This window comes from Rickettsia honei RB, assembly GCF_000263055.1.
Taxonomy (GTDB): Bacteria; Pseudomonadota; Alphaproteobacteria; order Rickettsiales; family Rickettsiaceae; genus Rickettsia; species Rickettsia rickettsii.
This window is the reverse complement of record NZ_AJTT01000001.1, coordinates 37,660-51,967: the sequence shown is the minus strand read 5'-3', so window position 1 is coordinate 51,967 and position 14,308 is coordinate 37,660. Positions and strand designations below refer to the sequence as shown.

Genomic DNA, 14,308 nt, shown 5'->3' with positions numbered 1-14,308 from the left:
GTCAATTACTACATCATATCCTCGCAATGACGCAAAATACAAACAATACTGACTAAATATAATAATGATTAAATATTATGCAGGACTTAAAACACCATAAACCTCACATTACTCCGGAACAATTAAAACAATTATTGTCCTTAAGAGAAGATGCGTTAAATCTTAAAGGTCAAAGTTCTAAACGTAAAGCTTTAATAAATACTACATTAAAGAAAACCTCTCATGCTATAGAATTCTTATTAGTAAAACTTGATAGGTTTGTTAATTTTATTACCAAGAAAACCGATAAAGATCGTAATAACGTAGCCCAAGCTGCAAGATCACCTATACTTTTCGGTATTTATGTTATGATCTTTTTAGTATTAATAGGTGGATTATGGTCGGCTCTTGCTCCGCTTGATAGTGGTGCTGTAGCTGTCGGTATCGTAATGCCAAGCACAAATAAAAAAACGATTCAACATCATGAAGGCGGAATAATCAATGCTATTTATGTGAAGCAAGGTGATAAAGTCAAAGAAGGCGATAAATTAATAGAGCTTGAAGAAACTAGAATAAAAAGCGAACATGAAAATATTCTTGGTCAGTACCGTAATTTTTTAGCAACTGAAAATCGTTTAATTGCCGAACGTGATAATTTAGAACAAATCGAATTCTCTGATTTTCTAATGCAGGATATCAATTTACCGGAAGTAGCTAAAATAATTCATACGCAGGAAAATTTATTTAGATCTAGAAAAGAAGTATATAACTCAGAGAAAGATGCATTATATCAAAATATTGCTCAACTTGAGAAAAAAATTGAAGGTTTAGAAGCAAAAAAAGTTGCCGCCTCCAAAACTGCTGAAGTTTATCAAGACCGTTTAAAAGCTTTAAGAACGTTAAAAGAAAAAGGCTTTGTACAAAAAGCAGCCTTATTAGACCAAGAGGCAAAAGTTGCCGCTTCAAAAAGCGATGTTGCAACAACTGAAGCCGAAATAGCAGGAATACGCCATGCTATTACCGAAACTCAAATTAAAATTATAAATCAACAAAATAAATACACTGAACGGACTTTAACAGAGCTTCGTGAAGCTCAAGTACAAACCGCATCTCTTAAAGAAAAATATAATGCCCTGACGGATTCACTGAATCGTGTGATAATCAGATCACCTGTTGACGGTATAGTTAATAATTTAAAATATCATACAATAGGCGGTGTTATAAGTCACGGACAACCTATTATGGAAATTTCGCCAACTAATGACCCATTAATAATAGAAGCAAAGGTATCTCAAAAAAACATTGACTCAGTACATGAGGGATTAGTTGCAAAAATACGTTTCAGTGCATTTAAATCAAGAACAACTCCAACATTTACCGGTAAAGTAGTAAGCATATCTCCCGATATCGTACAAGATGAAAGACAGTATCCGGGACAACAGCAAGATAATTATTATGTTGCAAGAGTTGAAATCGATATGGATGAATTTAACAAAGTTGCTAAAGTTAAAAATCTTGAATTACACCCCGGTATGCAAGCTGAGGTACAAATCGTAACAGGTACTAGAACACTACTTAGATATTTACTTGATCCCGTTACTGATACTGCATTTAAAGCTTTCAGAGAAAAATAGATAATTGGAAAATTTTAAGTTAGATAACTTTACGAAACCTAAATATTTACAATATTTATTAAAAATTCTTAATCCTTTATTGACTTTGAATCAAAAGCAGTATAGCTTATTTTGTAATCTAATTAATATACAAAGGTTATGTTAGGCTACGAAAAAGAACAAAGAAGTTTAAATACAGAACAAAAACAAGCAGTCGGATTACTTTCTATAGGTACATTTCTAGAGTATTTTGACCTTATGCTTTATGTGCATATGGCGGTGCTTTTAAATAATTTATTTTTTCCGGAATATGATCCTTTCACTTTTTCGTTGCTTACTGCCTTTTCTTTCTGTTCTACCTATTTGCTAAGACCTATAGGAGCATTAATATTTGGGTATATAGGCGATCATTTTGGACGTAAGATTGTAGTTATTTTAACTACCCTATTAATGGCTATTACTTGTGTGATTATAGGCAGCATGCCAACATATGCACAGATAGGTATAACAGCCTCTTGGGTTCTTACTATATGTCGTATAATTCAAGGTATGTCAGCAACTGCAGAAGCACGAGGTGCAGAGCTGTACTTAACCGAAAATTCATCTCCTCCTATGCAATATCCATTAGTAACAATTATAACCGTATTTTCTGCCGTAGGCACTACGGTAGCACTAGGTATTGCATCAATTTTTACTAATCAAAATATTTATCACCATGAGTCAAGTTGGCGTATAGCCTTTTTCGTTGGTGCAACTATCGCTTTTGTAGGTACTATTGCAAGGACTAGTTTAAAAGAAGCAGAGGCATTTTCAAATAAAAGAAACAAATTAAAACTAAGACTTCAAGAAAATAATATTATGCTTGAAGAAATTGACAAAGATATTCTAGATCAAAAAGTTCCAAACACCACTTCTATTTGGTATTTCTTTATCCAGTGTGCTAGACCACCGTGTTTTTATTTCGTATATATATATTGCGGTGATATATTAAAAAGAGAATGTGGATTTACTCCAAATCAAATTATAAATCAAAATTTTTGGGTATCTATAATAGATTTACTCGGTATTATCGGTCTTGCATTTATTAGCTATAAAATCCATCCTTTAAAAATCCTAAAGGTAAAATTATATCTATTTTTTACCTCTCTCATTTTTTTTCCTATAATGTTAAATTATAACCCTACTCCTTTATATATTTTTATTTTTCAATGTTTAGCTGCATTATTCGTATTTGATCACGTACCAGCAGCTCCTATATTTTATAAATATTTTCCGGTTTTTAAGAGATTTACATATACTAGTATGCTAAGTGCAATAGCAAAATTATTTACTTATATTATAACGTCATTTGGTTTAGTTTATATTACCAATTATCTAGGATATTGGGGATTATTTTTAATTTTCATTCCGGTAGGTATAACTTTTTTTATGGGAGTAACTTATTTTGAGAAAATGGAAACGAATCGAAATTTATAATTTTATTAAAAGTAGAATTTATATTAAATTTTAAATTATTTTTATAACATTCAGCATATATAAGCTCTGAAACTGAAGGTATTTCAAGTATTTCACTTAACACTAAAAAGCTTTTTAATGTCTCTTTAATTATTTTATGAGCTTTTTCAGGCGATTTTGCTTCCAAAGTTTGTAAATTATGTATTCTATCAAAAAGTTTTATAAGAGCAGTATCGTATCTTTTTTGTTTAATTAATAACATAAGACTTTTCTCGCTACTTATTTTGCCCCAAGGTTTAATTCTAGTTAGACCTGCTACATGCCTTGCTACTTCTTCATCAAAAATATTGCTAATTATTTCTTCAGTAAGTGCAGTATCTTCAATAGTGTCATGAAGTAATGCAGCTTGTAGCATTCTAAAAGTAAAGAGTTTAGGCACTTCTTTTGCTACAAATTCCGCTACCATAATCGTTACTGCGATTGGATGAGAATAATAAGGGTCACCTGATTGACGCATTTGCTCACCATGATATTTACGAGCATAATAAATACCTTTTTGAACTTCTCTAATATCGATAGGTTGTTTTACTTGGGTATTTAAAAATAAAAGCCTTTTGATTAATTGCTCTGAATATTTACAGCTTTCAAAATTTTTTTCCCAATATTCTATATCTTTCATACAATCGTCCCATTATATATATATATATATTATTTTATTGTTTTTTTTGATGATTATCTTTTATATTTTCTTTTTAAAATCCAATTATTATTTATTAAAAATCTCTATATTTAATAAATTTTCTATTTTTAATGCTAAAAAATAACTATATATTAAAAATAGTTTTTTATAAAGGTTTATATGTCATTCTTAACTATCACCTACATTTTTCTCATTACAACAATATTTCTTTTTCGTCTGTATGGCTTAGGAAGTATTCTTTCGAGGTTTTTTGAAAAAGAACATTATTTTACCAAAACAGCAGATTTTAGCTGTTATTATAGCATCTTTAATATTTGGGATTACATATTTTCAAGGCAGAATATATAGCTTTAAGCACTATATGCGGTTTTTTCTATGGTTATGCATATTATAAAACAGGCAAAATATTATGCTCTGTGATAGTTCATTTCGGTCTAAATTTATGCCATGTATTATTATTTACTTATCCTGCTCTTAAAACTTTGTGAAATAAATGTAATTTTAATAGACAAAGTTATAGAGTTTTTTTATTTACAAATAGTAAACATAATAACTAAGTTTTATGAACAAAGACATCCCTACAGATTTATTACCTTCAGAATATGAGTTAGCAAGCTCTAGTAATGCTGCTTTGACCCTATTTTTAATGGAAGCACAACCTTATTATTCTTGTTTGGTTATTGCTGCTACTGTTGTTTCAATAATGAGCCAAAAGATATGGGGCTTGAATTAATCGGTGATCACCACGAACATGATGAATAATATTTTTTAATTATTGCATGGTTCTTAATGTCATTCCTGCGAAAGGCTTACCTACGTGGCTCGCAAATAGTCATTACGAGGAAATTATGAAATAATTGATGAAGCAATCTCAGGAGTTTGTTATTATTTCATGAGATTGCCATGCAGTCTACGACTGCTCGTAATGACGGAGTGGTATCCACGCAGGCAATGCCCAACCTACAATTTACTTGGATCAAAGCTAAAATTAATCTCTTGCCAATGGTTAAAGCGTGCAGAGTCAAGGTTTTCGATAGGGCTTGCTTGCCATACCGCTCTAATTGCATTATCTGCCAAAGCTTCACAAACACTAGCCGGAATATTAGGACAGATTTTTTTGTTAACCTTTGCCTGCTCAACATTACCTGCTTTATCTAGCGTAATACTAATAATGACTTTTACTTTATTATTACCTCTAACTCCTGCCGGTACATTACTCCAATGTCTTTCAATCTGTCTTTTTATCAAAGATGTTTCACTATCGGAAAGAGGCAGCCCATCCGTATAAACCCCTTTAGCTTCTTGTGCATTATCAGCTTTTTTTGACCTTTGATGCTTATTGGATTTTACATTATCCCCTTCTGAAGATTGCTCTAAATGCTTCAGCAAAGAATCAAGCTCATCGGTTTTAGGCTCTTTTTTCTTCACATCTTTAGGTTTCTCAGCCGGTTTCGTTTCCTCTTTCTTTTCTTCGGGCTTCTTCTTTTCTTCTGCTTGTTTTTTTTCTTCTTCTTTAGGTTTTTCTTCCTTTACTTCTTCTTTCTTCTCAGGTAACGCTTCTTTTGCTTCTTCAGACTTTGGTTCTTCTATAGGTTTTTTCTCTTCTATTTTAGGCTTTGCTTCCATTGTTTTAGCCTCAGGCTCTTTTGCTTTTTCTTCTTTAGGCAAATCTTGCGGTTCTTCTTTTGGCTTGCTCTGCTCAGATTTTTTAGCGTCTTCGTTTTCTATAGGGGCTTCTTTTTGCTTTGTCTGAGTGATAATATTTGATTTATCGCTAACAGGTAACATTTCAAAAGTTATAGTTTGCTCTTCCGGTAATTTTTCAAAAAGTGACGGCATACCGAATAGAAAAAAATATAAAAGAAGTAAGTGCAGAACAATAGAGAAGCTAAGGAAAACCGTAAAATTATCCTTATTTTGATTACTTTTCATTATTTTTAATATTTGAAATAAGAGCTACACGAGAAAAGCCGGCAGCATGAATTTCGGCAACTATCTCTACTACCTGCCCATAAGAAACATTTCTATCGCCTCTTACAAAAATTCTAGCATCCTTTTTTTCTTTAGTGATATTTGCAAGCTTGTCGGTTAAATGCATTCTTTCTATTGGAATTTCAAGTAAGAAAATTTTGCCTTTATTATTGATAGTAACAACCAAAGGCTCATCCTGACCTGAAATCGGGCTTGAATTTGTCTCAGGCAAATCCACGTTTACTCCTGACACAAGCATTGGAGAAGTAATCATAAAAATAATTAATAGCACAAGCATCACGTCAACAAGCGGCGTAACGTTAATTTCGCTAACTACCGCTCTTTTACTTTTTCTATTACTTCCGGCAAGCTTTATAGCCATTACATTTTCTCCTGATCAATTGCCTTAGAAAGTATAGAGTTTAACTCACTAATAAAATCTTCAATCTTATTATTGATAAGAGTAATACGGGAAATCAGATAATTATAAAAAATTACTGCCGGAATAGCTGCAAATAAGCCTATCGCAGTTGCAAGTAACGCCTCAGCAATTCCGGGAGCTACTACGGCAAGAGAAGTATTTTTTGAAGTAGCAATCGATTGGAAGCTATGCATAATCCCCCAAACGGTACCGAATAAACCTACGAAAGGAGCACTTGATCCAACAGTTGCCAAGAAGCTTAAATTTTTCTCGAGCTTTTCGACTTCCCTATTTTGAGCTAAGTACATTGCACCCGTTATACGCTCTTTATGGTTGTTTTTTAAGCCTTCAGAAAGCCCTTTAGTGCTTAAGCTTTTACACTCATCCATAGCTGAGACAAAAATTAAAGCTAGCGGATTATTAACCGACCTCTTTATGCTTTCATATAATTGCTCTAATACTCCACCGGACCAAAACACATTTTCAAATGCCCGCATGCTTTTCTGCACTTGCACTAGCTTAAATATTTTATCCAAAATAATAGCCCATGACCAAATAGAGGCAATAAGCAACATCAGCATAACTGACTTACCAATAATGTCGGAGGAGCTTATTAAAGAAAAAATCGATAAATGATCTTGCGTAATGACTTCTAAACCGTCGCTAATATTAGTATCTGCACTCATTGAATATATATTATTTAAATTATTCTAAAATTAAATAATATATTCATATTTTATTTTTGTCATTAGGTTATGTAAAAAATTTTAGTAATCAATTTAGTATGGCTTTTGAAAAACACTTCAGTGTCATACCGTGGCTTGACCACAGTATCCAGAAAACAACTAAAAATATTAATATTATTAGTATTTTTAACTGGATTCTGTGAATAAATCACGAGGTGGCACATATTTTTAAACCATTAATTTAATATCTCTTGACTCATGTCAATTTTTGATATAAAATGCCGCTCTTAAATTTAATCTAAAATTGCACATAAAATTAATTCAATATTTAAAAAAACTTGAATCTATAGCTTTTGGTCCATGGCTTAATAAATACAAAATACAAACAATTATTTACCTCAGATGAATTAGAAACTGAGCTGTTTTATATAATCAGTCAAACTCAAGAAAATAAAAAACATTTTAATAAAGAGTTATTTATATTATCTAATAACGTTATTGAGAGAAAAAAGACAAGAGATAAAGCAATCAGAAGTTGCGTTATTTTTTCTTCGAACTATAGAGCAAATTTATATTCATTTACTTGGTTAACTAACTTTCAGTTAGAACAATATGCTAGATTTATATTAAATCTTCCAAAGAATTATAAGGACTATGAAGATTATTTTTTACAAGAAAAATAACAAGACAGATATTCAAAAATCAAAGCTTTTAATAATGTTCAAGATAAGAAAATTCTTGGCGAGAAAATATTTTAATTTATCAAAGCACGAACAATCAAATAATTACCCATTGTTTCAAAAAAATACTTTAAAATAAAAATATTTAGAATATCCTTATGAATATAATACTGCAATTGATAAATCTGAATTTCTAGGTTCTGTAGATAGCTATTATAATTATTCTTGTGATAATATATAAAAATTATATATTAATAAAACAATCATTTATTAAGAAAATTAATATGCTGAAATCAGAAAATATACAAAAATCCGATAAAGCTCCTAAAGTTATAAGTAAAGACATTTTTTTTAGACCTTATGGCCTTCCATCTTATTCTATTTACTATATGGATGACGGCACAACTATATATCATGAATCTGAATCACCTTATTATTATGATAAAGTTAAAATGATAGGTCATGATACCGGATATTTTCATAAATATTTTACTGGATTTGGGTTTGAATAGACATTACTTAGAAAGAATTGCTTTGTGAGTTAATTGAGCCTCTCGATGTCATTCCTAGCTAGAAGCAGGAATCCAGTAAAAAAGTTCATACACTGTAAGTTTTTAATAATAATTCTATGAAATTTTAAACCTTTTCTATCACATTGTAGCAGTTCTTAAGCCCAACTAATACTAAATTATATTCATGAACAATGCAGAGCCTTCAATTACTTTTAAGCTTGATATTATCACGGTTTATAACACCCTCAATATATTATCAGAAAGTAACATAAGAAATTTTAGAAAAAACTTTTCCGGTCTTGATGTAGTAGAAATGGATAAAATCATTTCTATACCACCTGATACGCTAACCAAAATTCAAATAATGAGTCTTGCCTTTCAATGTAGTATATTAAATAGACACAATGAAGCTGCTAAAGAGATATTTAAATGTATAATTGCAGCAATAAATCTATATTTTAATTACTTTGCAAAAGAAGTTGAACAATATAGCAAATGTGCAGAATATCTAATCCCCGTACTAAAGCTTATTGAACCGGAATCTAAGCTTAAAATTACCCAAGCACTAGTACCGTATATAAAATCCAGCTTAGATTTGTCATGTCAATTCTCTGATTTATTAATGGAAAATAAAAATTTTGAAGGGGTAAAAGGTTTACTTAGAAGAATCTATTTTTTCGTTAAATACTCACACTGAAAATCAGGTTTTAGCCCAGTGGTATTATAGAACAGGGCGTGTTTATGAAGAAACCGGGAGCTATGATATGTCCACTAAATGTTATGAACATGCTTTTGTGCTTCTACCTACACATCCAACAGCAGCCTATCATTTATGGTCTAATTATAGAATACAAGGCAAATGTGATAAAGCTAATGACTTAATACAATATGTGCCGGTAGAATATATACAATACATTCTAGAAATGTTAACTAATCCATATGAAATTTCTTATAAGACGTTAGATGTAATAAAAAAAATACCTTAGTTCCTTTCTATTCATCAATATATGATGGCTGTGAATAGCTTTTTATAACAGAATTTCCAATAAAAAAATTAACAAAAACCAGCAATCAATATTAACCGCAAAACTAAAAGCAATTAGTGATACCCCAAACAACATACTTCTAGCATTCTCACTTGCCCTATGTAGTAAGCAATTTAAAACGGCTTCTGATCTTTTAAATAAGATACCTGAGCATCAAATAAAGTTGTATAAAACGGCTATTATAAAACTTCGGAGTTACGTGGACCCAAATTATACGTTACCTCAAAATAATACTCTAACATCCAATGAAAAAACAGAGGTTCTTAACGCCGTTAATACCGGTTTAATAGCAGATAACGAGACTAAATTAACTTCTGAAAAATCTGAAAAGATTTTCCAAAATGTTGAAAATGCTCTGCAAAATGATTCTTGCAATGACAACACTTTAGAAATTGGAGTAGTTACCGCCTTATTAAATAATAACCTAAAAAAGTACAAGAATATGCAAGTAAATGAAGTCAACAAAACAAGAAGAGATTATTGCAAGCTATTCCCCCGATAATAAGCCAATAGAAAACTTAGAACAATTAAACCTTCAATATTATACAAAAAAATCCATCAATATTATCAACTAAAAAAGAAACATGAATTTTATCTAGCCATTCAAAAGATTACCAACTTCAATAATAATTCTTGGAATATTCCTAAAGAAGGTCAAATTAAAATTGATAATCAGGAAGTAACAAAAGGTACGGATAAATTTCTTGGCAAATATAGAGGATTTGATTGTTACGGTACAATATCTCAAAAAATCTATAACACCTTTGATAAAAGTAAAGTTACCTCTTTTGTTTCTGCTTTAAAAAAAGGAATAATATATCATAAACACGGAGTAACCGGAGTTAAACTTATTAAGGAAAATGCTTTTAAAGCTAAGTGGGACTGTGATGACTGATTATTTACGAATATATTATATTTTAATGAACAAGGGTTATTATTAAATGTTGATGAGCATAGTAACCATGCTGAAATAAAAAAGTTTATTAGCGGTCATCATTTGGAGTTTTATAATGTGGAGTGATTAACTTTAAGATTCTGCTTTGTTGTATGACTCGATTTTTATTGTCATTGCGAGGAAATTGCATAGCAATTGACGAAGCAATCTCAGGATATTTGACGAGATTGCTACGCAGCCTATGGCTGCTCGCAATGACGTGGTGGTATCTACGCAACAACGCCTCCTCGCAATGACGATATCTATATTTAATGAGCAATGCCTAAAACTTAGGATAATTTTGTAGTAGAACTTAAATAATCGTTGCCGTATTTCTCAATATAATCATCATATTTACCTTTAAAATCAACAATCTTTTTCCTATGGGAAAGAGCAATAATTCCGATCGTGCGTTACTAATATTACCGTACCATCAAAATCAATTAGAGATTTTTTAAGAGCTTCTCTTGACTCTATATCAAGATGGTTTGTCAGTTCGTCGAGTAGTAAAATATCGGGATTATTAAATAGACTTTGTACGAGTAATACACGAAAGCTTATAACCTTCTGACAACGCAGAAAGCGGCTCATAATGGTATTTTTCGGCTATTCCAAGACCTACAAGCAAGCTAGCTGCAAAAATTTCAGCAGTATAACCGTCATTATCGTATATTACCTGTTCAAGTTCACCAAACTTATACCCATCTTCATCGCTACATTCCTGCCGATTTAATATCTCTTCTTTTTCTTGTAAAGCTTTCCATAACTCCTTCTTCCCTGCTATTACCGTATCTATAATTTTAGTATTTTCATAAAGAAACTGATCTTGTTTTAAACAACCTATTTTGGAGTTTTTTGTTATGTTAATCTCGCCGAAAGCTGGCTCTTCTTCCTTAGTTAAGACTTTGAAAAAAGTTGTTTGACCTGCTCCGTTGGCACCTCTACTAAACCATATCGTTTATTGTTTTTAATATGCAAATTTACATCGGTAAATAGTATTCTTGTACCATAACGCATGGCTAAATCGTTTATAATCATCATATTTTTAGATGTCGTGGTTAAATGGTGTTATTGTATAGACACCTAATCGCCGTTGTGAACAACTGCAGATCTTGTTGCATGGCTCGTTTTATGTCATTCCAGCGAAGGCGTTGTTGCATAGATACCGCCCTGTCATTGCGAGCATTCATAGACTGCGTGGCAGTCCAAAACAATAATAAAAAAATTCTGTAAATCAGAATTTTTTACTGGATTGCTTCTTCAAAACTTACAGTTTTTCCTTGCAATGACGACCTTCAGTATCCACACAACAAGACCTATGCAGGCATAACATAAGAGCCATGCGGGCAATGCCGAGCTTGTGGCAAGATTCATAAATGCTTATTACTTAAAGTTAGTTTTGATGGATACCATGGAAGGTTCACGGTATAACAATAAAAAATCTTATTTCTTCAATAGCTCAAGAGCTTTTGCAAAATCTACTATATATTCTGCTTCTTTTTTTAAGTCTTTAATTTTTAAGTTATTATTCGCCTGCTCTTCGTCACCTATAAAAATAATAAATTGAGCATTTTCATTAAAAATGCGTTGCATTCTTTTAGCTATTTTACCTAGGGATTCTATGATAATAGCAATATTTTCTGTTCGCAATTTATCTACAATTTCTAAAGCATAGCAAACATTATTTTCGCCTATAGGTAATACAAATACCGGCTTAACTTCAGATATATTATATTCCCGCATTAAAGCAATTCGCTCAATACCGGCAGCAAAACCGATAGCCGGCACATCATCGTTATTACCCATGATTTTAGCAAGCCCGTCATAACGTCCACCAGCTAGAATAGTAGATTGACTCCCTAACTTTTTTGTAGTGAATTCAAAAGCAGTATGGCAATAATAATCAAGCCCTCTAACCAAGCGTGGATTTATGCTATATTTCACACCTAAAATATCTAGATACTTTATTAACTCCTCAAAATATTCTTTGGATTCCTCAGTGTAATATTCAGATAAAACCGGTGCGTTTGCTATTATTTTCTGATCAGTCTCACTTTTAGAATCAAGTATCCGCATTGGATTTTTGGATAACCTTATTTTGCTTTCTTCTGATAATTGATCTTTAAAATCATTTAGATATTCTACTAATTTTTGCTGATAAACGCTTCTTGATTCATTACATCCAAGAGAGTTAAGCTCTAAGGTAGTATCCTGCTCTATTTCGAGTGCTTTTAATATATCAACGGCTAACTTCAAAGTATCAGCATCAGTAATTGCTCCTTTAGCACCGATATACTCATAATTTAGTTGGTGAAATTGTCTTTGACGCCCTGCTTGCGGTCTATCATAACGAAAAACAGGACCGGTAGAGAAAAACTTTAATGGTAATTTATGTTGTAATCTGTTTGAGATGAGGCTTCTTATAATACATGCTGTAAATTCAGGTCGTAATGCTACGAAATCATTGCTTTTATCTAAAAAACTATAGATTTCTTTGCTGATTACGTCAGAGCTTTCACCCATCGAACGGTTAAAGACTTTAGTATACTCCAAAATAGGAGTACTCATTTGTTTATAGCCGTACAATACTCCAACATCTCTTGCTTTGTTAATTATATAGTCGTGAACTTTATAATCATCCGGCAAGAGATCTTTCATTCCTCGGAGTGGTTGCAGCTTTTCAGTCATTTTTTTCAGTCATTTGGTTAATTTTGTTTTGTTGCGTGGATACTACTAACTCGTCATTGCGAGGAGAGGCAAAGCCTTTACTTGGCAATCTCAGGAATTTTGTACTACTTCATGAGATTGCCATGCTCTCTACGTTCGCTCGCAATGACGGATATCCCCCTCTTAATTCTGCTCTTTTTGAATAAAAAACGATCTTATAATATATAAAACAAATATTGTAATAAACCAATATATTAATGCACGACCTGCGGTTGATAGATTAAATTCACCGTCATATATTTGAATCAATAGTAAATATGCACAAGCAATTAAAATAAACGGTACGATAATAAATACTAAAGGACATCTAAAAGGTCTGTGAGCATCAGGTAGCGTTACCCTAAATAATACCACTATTATTGTAACGGTTATATAATCAATAAGAGCTCCCATTGAAGTTAATTGCGTTAATAATTCCGTAGAACAAAATCCTCCAAGGATAGCGGCTAAAGAAGCAAATATTATAATCGTAATATACGGACTATCATATTTTGGGTGCAGCTTTGCAAAACTTTTCGGTAGTAAACCGTCACGTGCAATAGCATAAAAAATACGAGAAGTACCGTAAATATTCATCATCAACACCGTCATCATACCACAAACTGCTCCGGTTGCAACAATAGCAGAGCCGATCTTGCTATTATTGATAGTTAAAGCATAAGCAAGCGGTTGATCGTTATTTAACTGATCAAAATGTGCAATACCGGTAACAAGCCCTGCCATTGTTACATAAACTATAGTAGTTAGAACAAGTGAGCCAATAATACCGATCATTATATCGCGTTTTGGGTTTTTACACTCCTCAGCTGCTGTTGCAATCGTTCCAAAACCCGTAAAAGCTAAGAATAAAATAGACGCACCTACTAAAACATTACTAAAACCGAAAGGCATAAAATTACTCCAGTTAGTAGCATCAAAATGAGGGGCAGCAGCGAGTATAAATACAAATATTGCAGTCATTTTTATGAAAACTAAAATTGCATTTAGTCTCTTACTATCTTTAGTACCTAAATATAAAATAAATCCAATAAATCCCGAGATTAAAAATGCCGGTAAATTTATTATACCGCCGTTTGTCGGTACAGTAGTTAATTCTTTCGGTAAATTGATTCCACCTGCTGCTAGTATTCCTTGTACGTAGCCCGACCAGCCTGCAGCTACTATTCCTGCAGCAACACCAAGTTCTAATATTATAACACTACCGATCATCCAAGCAAATACTTCGCCAAATGCTACATAGGAATAAGTGTAAATACTTCCTGATGTCGGAAGCATTGCAGCAAGTTCAGTATAAACAAGCGCTACAAAGATACAGGTAATACCTGCAATCACATAAGATAACATTACTGCAGGTCCTGAATATTTAGCAGCAATTATACCGGTAACGACGAATACGCCTGTGCCGATCATCGCACCAAGACCCAGTAATATTAAATCGAATGCTCCAAGTGTCTTGCTAAGACCGCTTGAACTGCCTATCTCTTTTACTGATTCAAAACTTTTCTTCCTTAAAAAACTCATTAGTTTCTCCTGTTTTAGTGAGCTTATTTTTTTGTGAATTGTGTCTCATTGCGAGCGACTAAA

14 protein-coding genes and 3 pseudogenes are annotated in these 14,308 nt (G+C 32.2%); 10 read left to right on the top strand and 7 right to left on the bottom strand.

The features are described from left to right. The first annotated feature begins 77 nt into the window (after nt 1–77). Nucleotides 78–1,613: an HlyD family type I secretion periplasmic adaptor subunit gene (locus WSW_RS0100270; RefSeq protein ID WP_016916628.1), complete on the top strand. Its 1,536-nt coding sequence runs from the start codon at nt 78–80 to the stop codon at nt 1,611–1,613. 138 nt (nt 1,614–1,751) lie between these two features. Beyond that, nucleotides 1,752–3,068: an MFS transporter gene (locus WSW_RS0100265; protein WP_016916627.1), complete on the top strand. Its 1,317-nt coding sequence runs from the start codon at nt 1,752–1,754 to the stop codon at nt 3,066–3,068. On the opposite strand, the gene WSW_RS0100260 is transcribed toward WSW_RS0100265, so the two are convergent. After that, nucleotides 3,019–3,726 carry an HD domain-containing protein gene (locus tag WSW_RS0100260; protein WP_016916626.1) on the bottom strand — a complete coding sequence of 236 codons (708 nt, stop codon included), beginning with the start codon at nt 3,724–3,726 and terminating at the stop codon, nt 3,019–3,021. The genes WSW_RS0100265 and WSW_RS0100260 overlap by 50 nt on opposite strands. A gap of 335 nt (nt 3,727–4,061) precedes the next feature. Here WSW_RS0100260 and WSW_RS1000000109990 point away from each other — a divergent pair, with 335 nt between their 5' ends. Both WSW_RS1000000109990 and WSW_RS1000000108950 read left to right on the top strand, forming a co-directional pair. Then, a complete protein-coding gene (locus WSW_RS1000000109990) occupies nt 4,062–4,235 on the top strand; it encodes a CPBP family glutamic-type intramembrane protease (protein WP_014419765.1) in 174 nt (57 codons plus the stop codon). Nucleotides 4,236–4,309: 74 nt separating this feature from the next. Next, nucleotides 4,310–4,509 (top strand): annotated as a pseudogene (locus WSW_RS1000000108950) (hypothetical protein). A gap of 198 nt (nt 4,510–4,707) precedes the next feature. Here the strand turns inward: WSW_RS1000000108950 and WSW_RS0100250 are convergent. Genes WSW_RS0100250 through tolQ form a run of 3 tightly spaced genes read right to left on the bottom strand, consistent with a single transcriptional unit; the run spans nt 4,708 to nt 6,825 of the window. Next, the gene (locus WSW_RS0100250; protein ID WP_016916624.1) at nt 4,708–5,679 is read right to left on the bottom strand and encodes a periplasmic protein TonB, links inner and outer membranes; all 972 of its coding nucleotides are present in this window, start codon (nt 5,677–5,679) and stop codon (nt 4,708–4,710) included. After that, nucleotides 5,669–6,100: a protein TolR gene (gene tolR, locus WSW_RS0100245; RefSeq protein WP_004996134.1), complete on the bottom strand. Its 432-nt coding sequence runs from the start codon at nt 6,098–6,100 to the stop codon at nt 5,669–5,671. Before tolR ends, WSW_RS0100250 begins: the two co-directional genes overlap by 11 nt. Beyond that, nucleotides 6,100–6,825: a protein TolQ gene (gene tolQ / locus WSW_RS0100240; protein WP_004996137.1), complete on the bottom strand. Its 726-nt coding sequence runs from the start codon at nt 6,823–6,825 to the stop codon at nt 6,100–6,102. Before tolQ ends, tolR begins: the two co-directional genes overlap by 1 nt. Nucleotides 6,826–7,178: 353 nt before the next feature. Here tolQ and WSW_RS1000000109980 point away from each other — a divergent pair, with 353 nt between their 5' ends. From WSW_RS1000000109980 to WSW_RS1000000112480, 6 genes and pseudogenes are all read left to right on the top strand, one after another. Beyond that, nucleotides 7,179–7,508: a hypothetical protein gene (locus WSW_RS1000000109980; protein WP_238528398.1), complete on the top strand. Its 330-nt coding sequence runs from the start codon at nt 7,179–7,181 to the stop codon at nt 7,506–7,508. Between the two features lie 224 nt (nt 7,509–7,732). Beyond that, entirely contained in the window at nt 7,733–8,017 is a 285-nt protein-coding gene (locus tag WSW_RS0100225) for a hypothetical protein (RefSeq protein WP_016916623.1), read from the top strand. Between the two features lie 184 nt (nt 8,018–8,201). Further along, nucleotides 8,202–8,714 carry a hypothetical protein gene (locus tag WSW_RS1000000112490; RefSeq protein ID WP_016916622.1) on the top strand — a complete coding sequence of 171 codons (513 nt, stop codon included), beginning with the start codon at nt 8,202–8,204 and terminating at the stop codon, nt 8,712–8,714. A gap of 67 nt (nt 8,715–8,781) precedes the next feature. Continuing rightward, nucleotides 8,782–9,003, top strand: coding sequence for a hypothetical protein (locus WSW_RS1000000112485; RefSeq protein ID WP_016916621.1), 222 nt, complete (start codon nt 8,782–8,784; stop codon nt 9,001–9,003). 34 nt (nt 9,004–9,037) lie between these two features. After that, nucleotides 9,038–9,565 carry a hypothetical protein gene (locus tag WSW_RS0100210; protein ID WP_029374904.1) on the top strand — a complete coding sequence of 176 codons (528 nt, stop codon included), beginning with the start codon at nt 9,038–9,040 and terminating at the stop codon, nt 9,563–9,565. Further along, nucleotides 9,516–9,958 (top strand): annotated as a pseudogene (locus WSW_RS1000000112480) (hypothetical protein). Before WSW_RS0100210 ends, WSW_RS1000000112480 begins: the two are co-directional and overlap by 50 nt. Nucleotides 9,959–10,763: 805 nt before the next feature. On the opposite strand, the pseudogene WSW_RS1000000114035 reads toward WSW_RS1000000112480, so the two are convergent. The 3 genes and pseudogenes from WSW_RS1000000114035 to WSW_RS0100200 form a co-directional block, all read right to left on the bottom strand. After that, nucleotides 10,764–11,038 (bottom strand): annotated as a pseudogene (locus tag WSW_RS1000000114035) (ATP-binding cassette domain-containing protein); the annotation flags it as partial. A 402-nt stretch (nt 11,039–11,440) separates the two neighbouring features. Beyond that, nucleotides 11,441–12,685: a histidine--tRNA ligase gene (gene hisS, locus WSW_RS0100205; protein ID WP_016916619.1), complete on the bottom strand. Its 1,245-nt coding sequence runs from the start codon at nt 12,683–12,685 to the stop codon at nt 11,441–11,443. Between the two features lie 162 nt (nt 12,686–12,847). Further along, entirely contained in the window at nt 12,848–14,245 is a 1,398-nt protein-coding gene (locus WSW_RS0100200; RefSeq protein WP_016916618.1) for an amino acid permease, read from the bottom strand. Between the last annotated feature and the right edge of the window lie 63 nt (nt 14,246–14,308).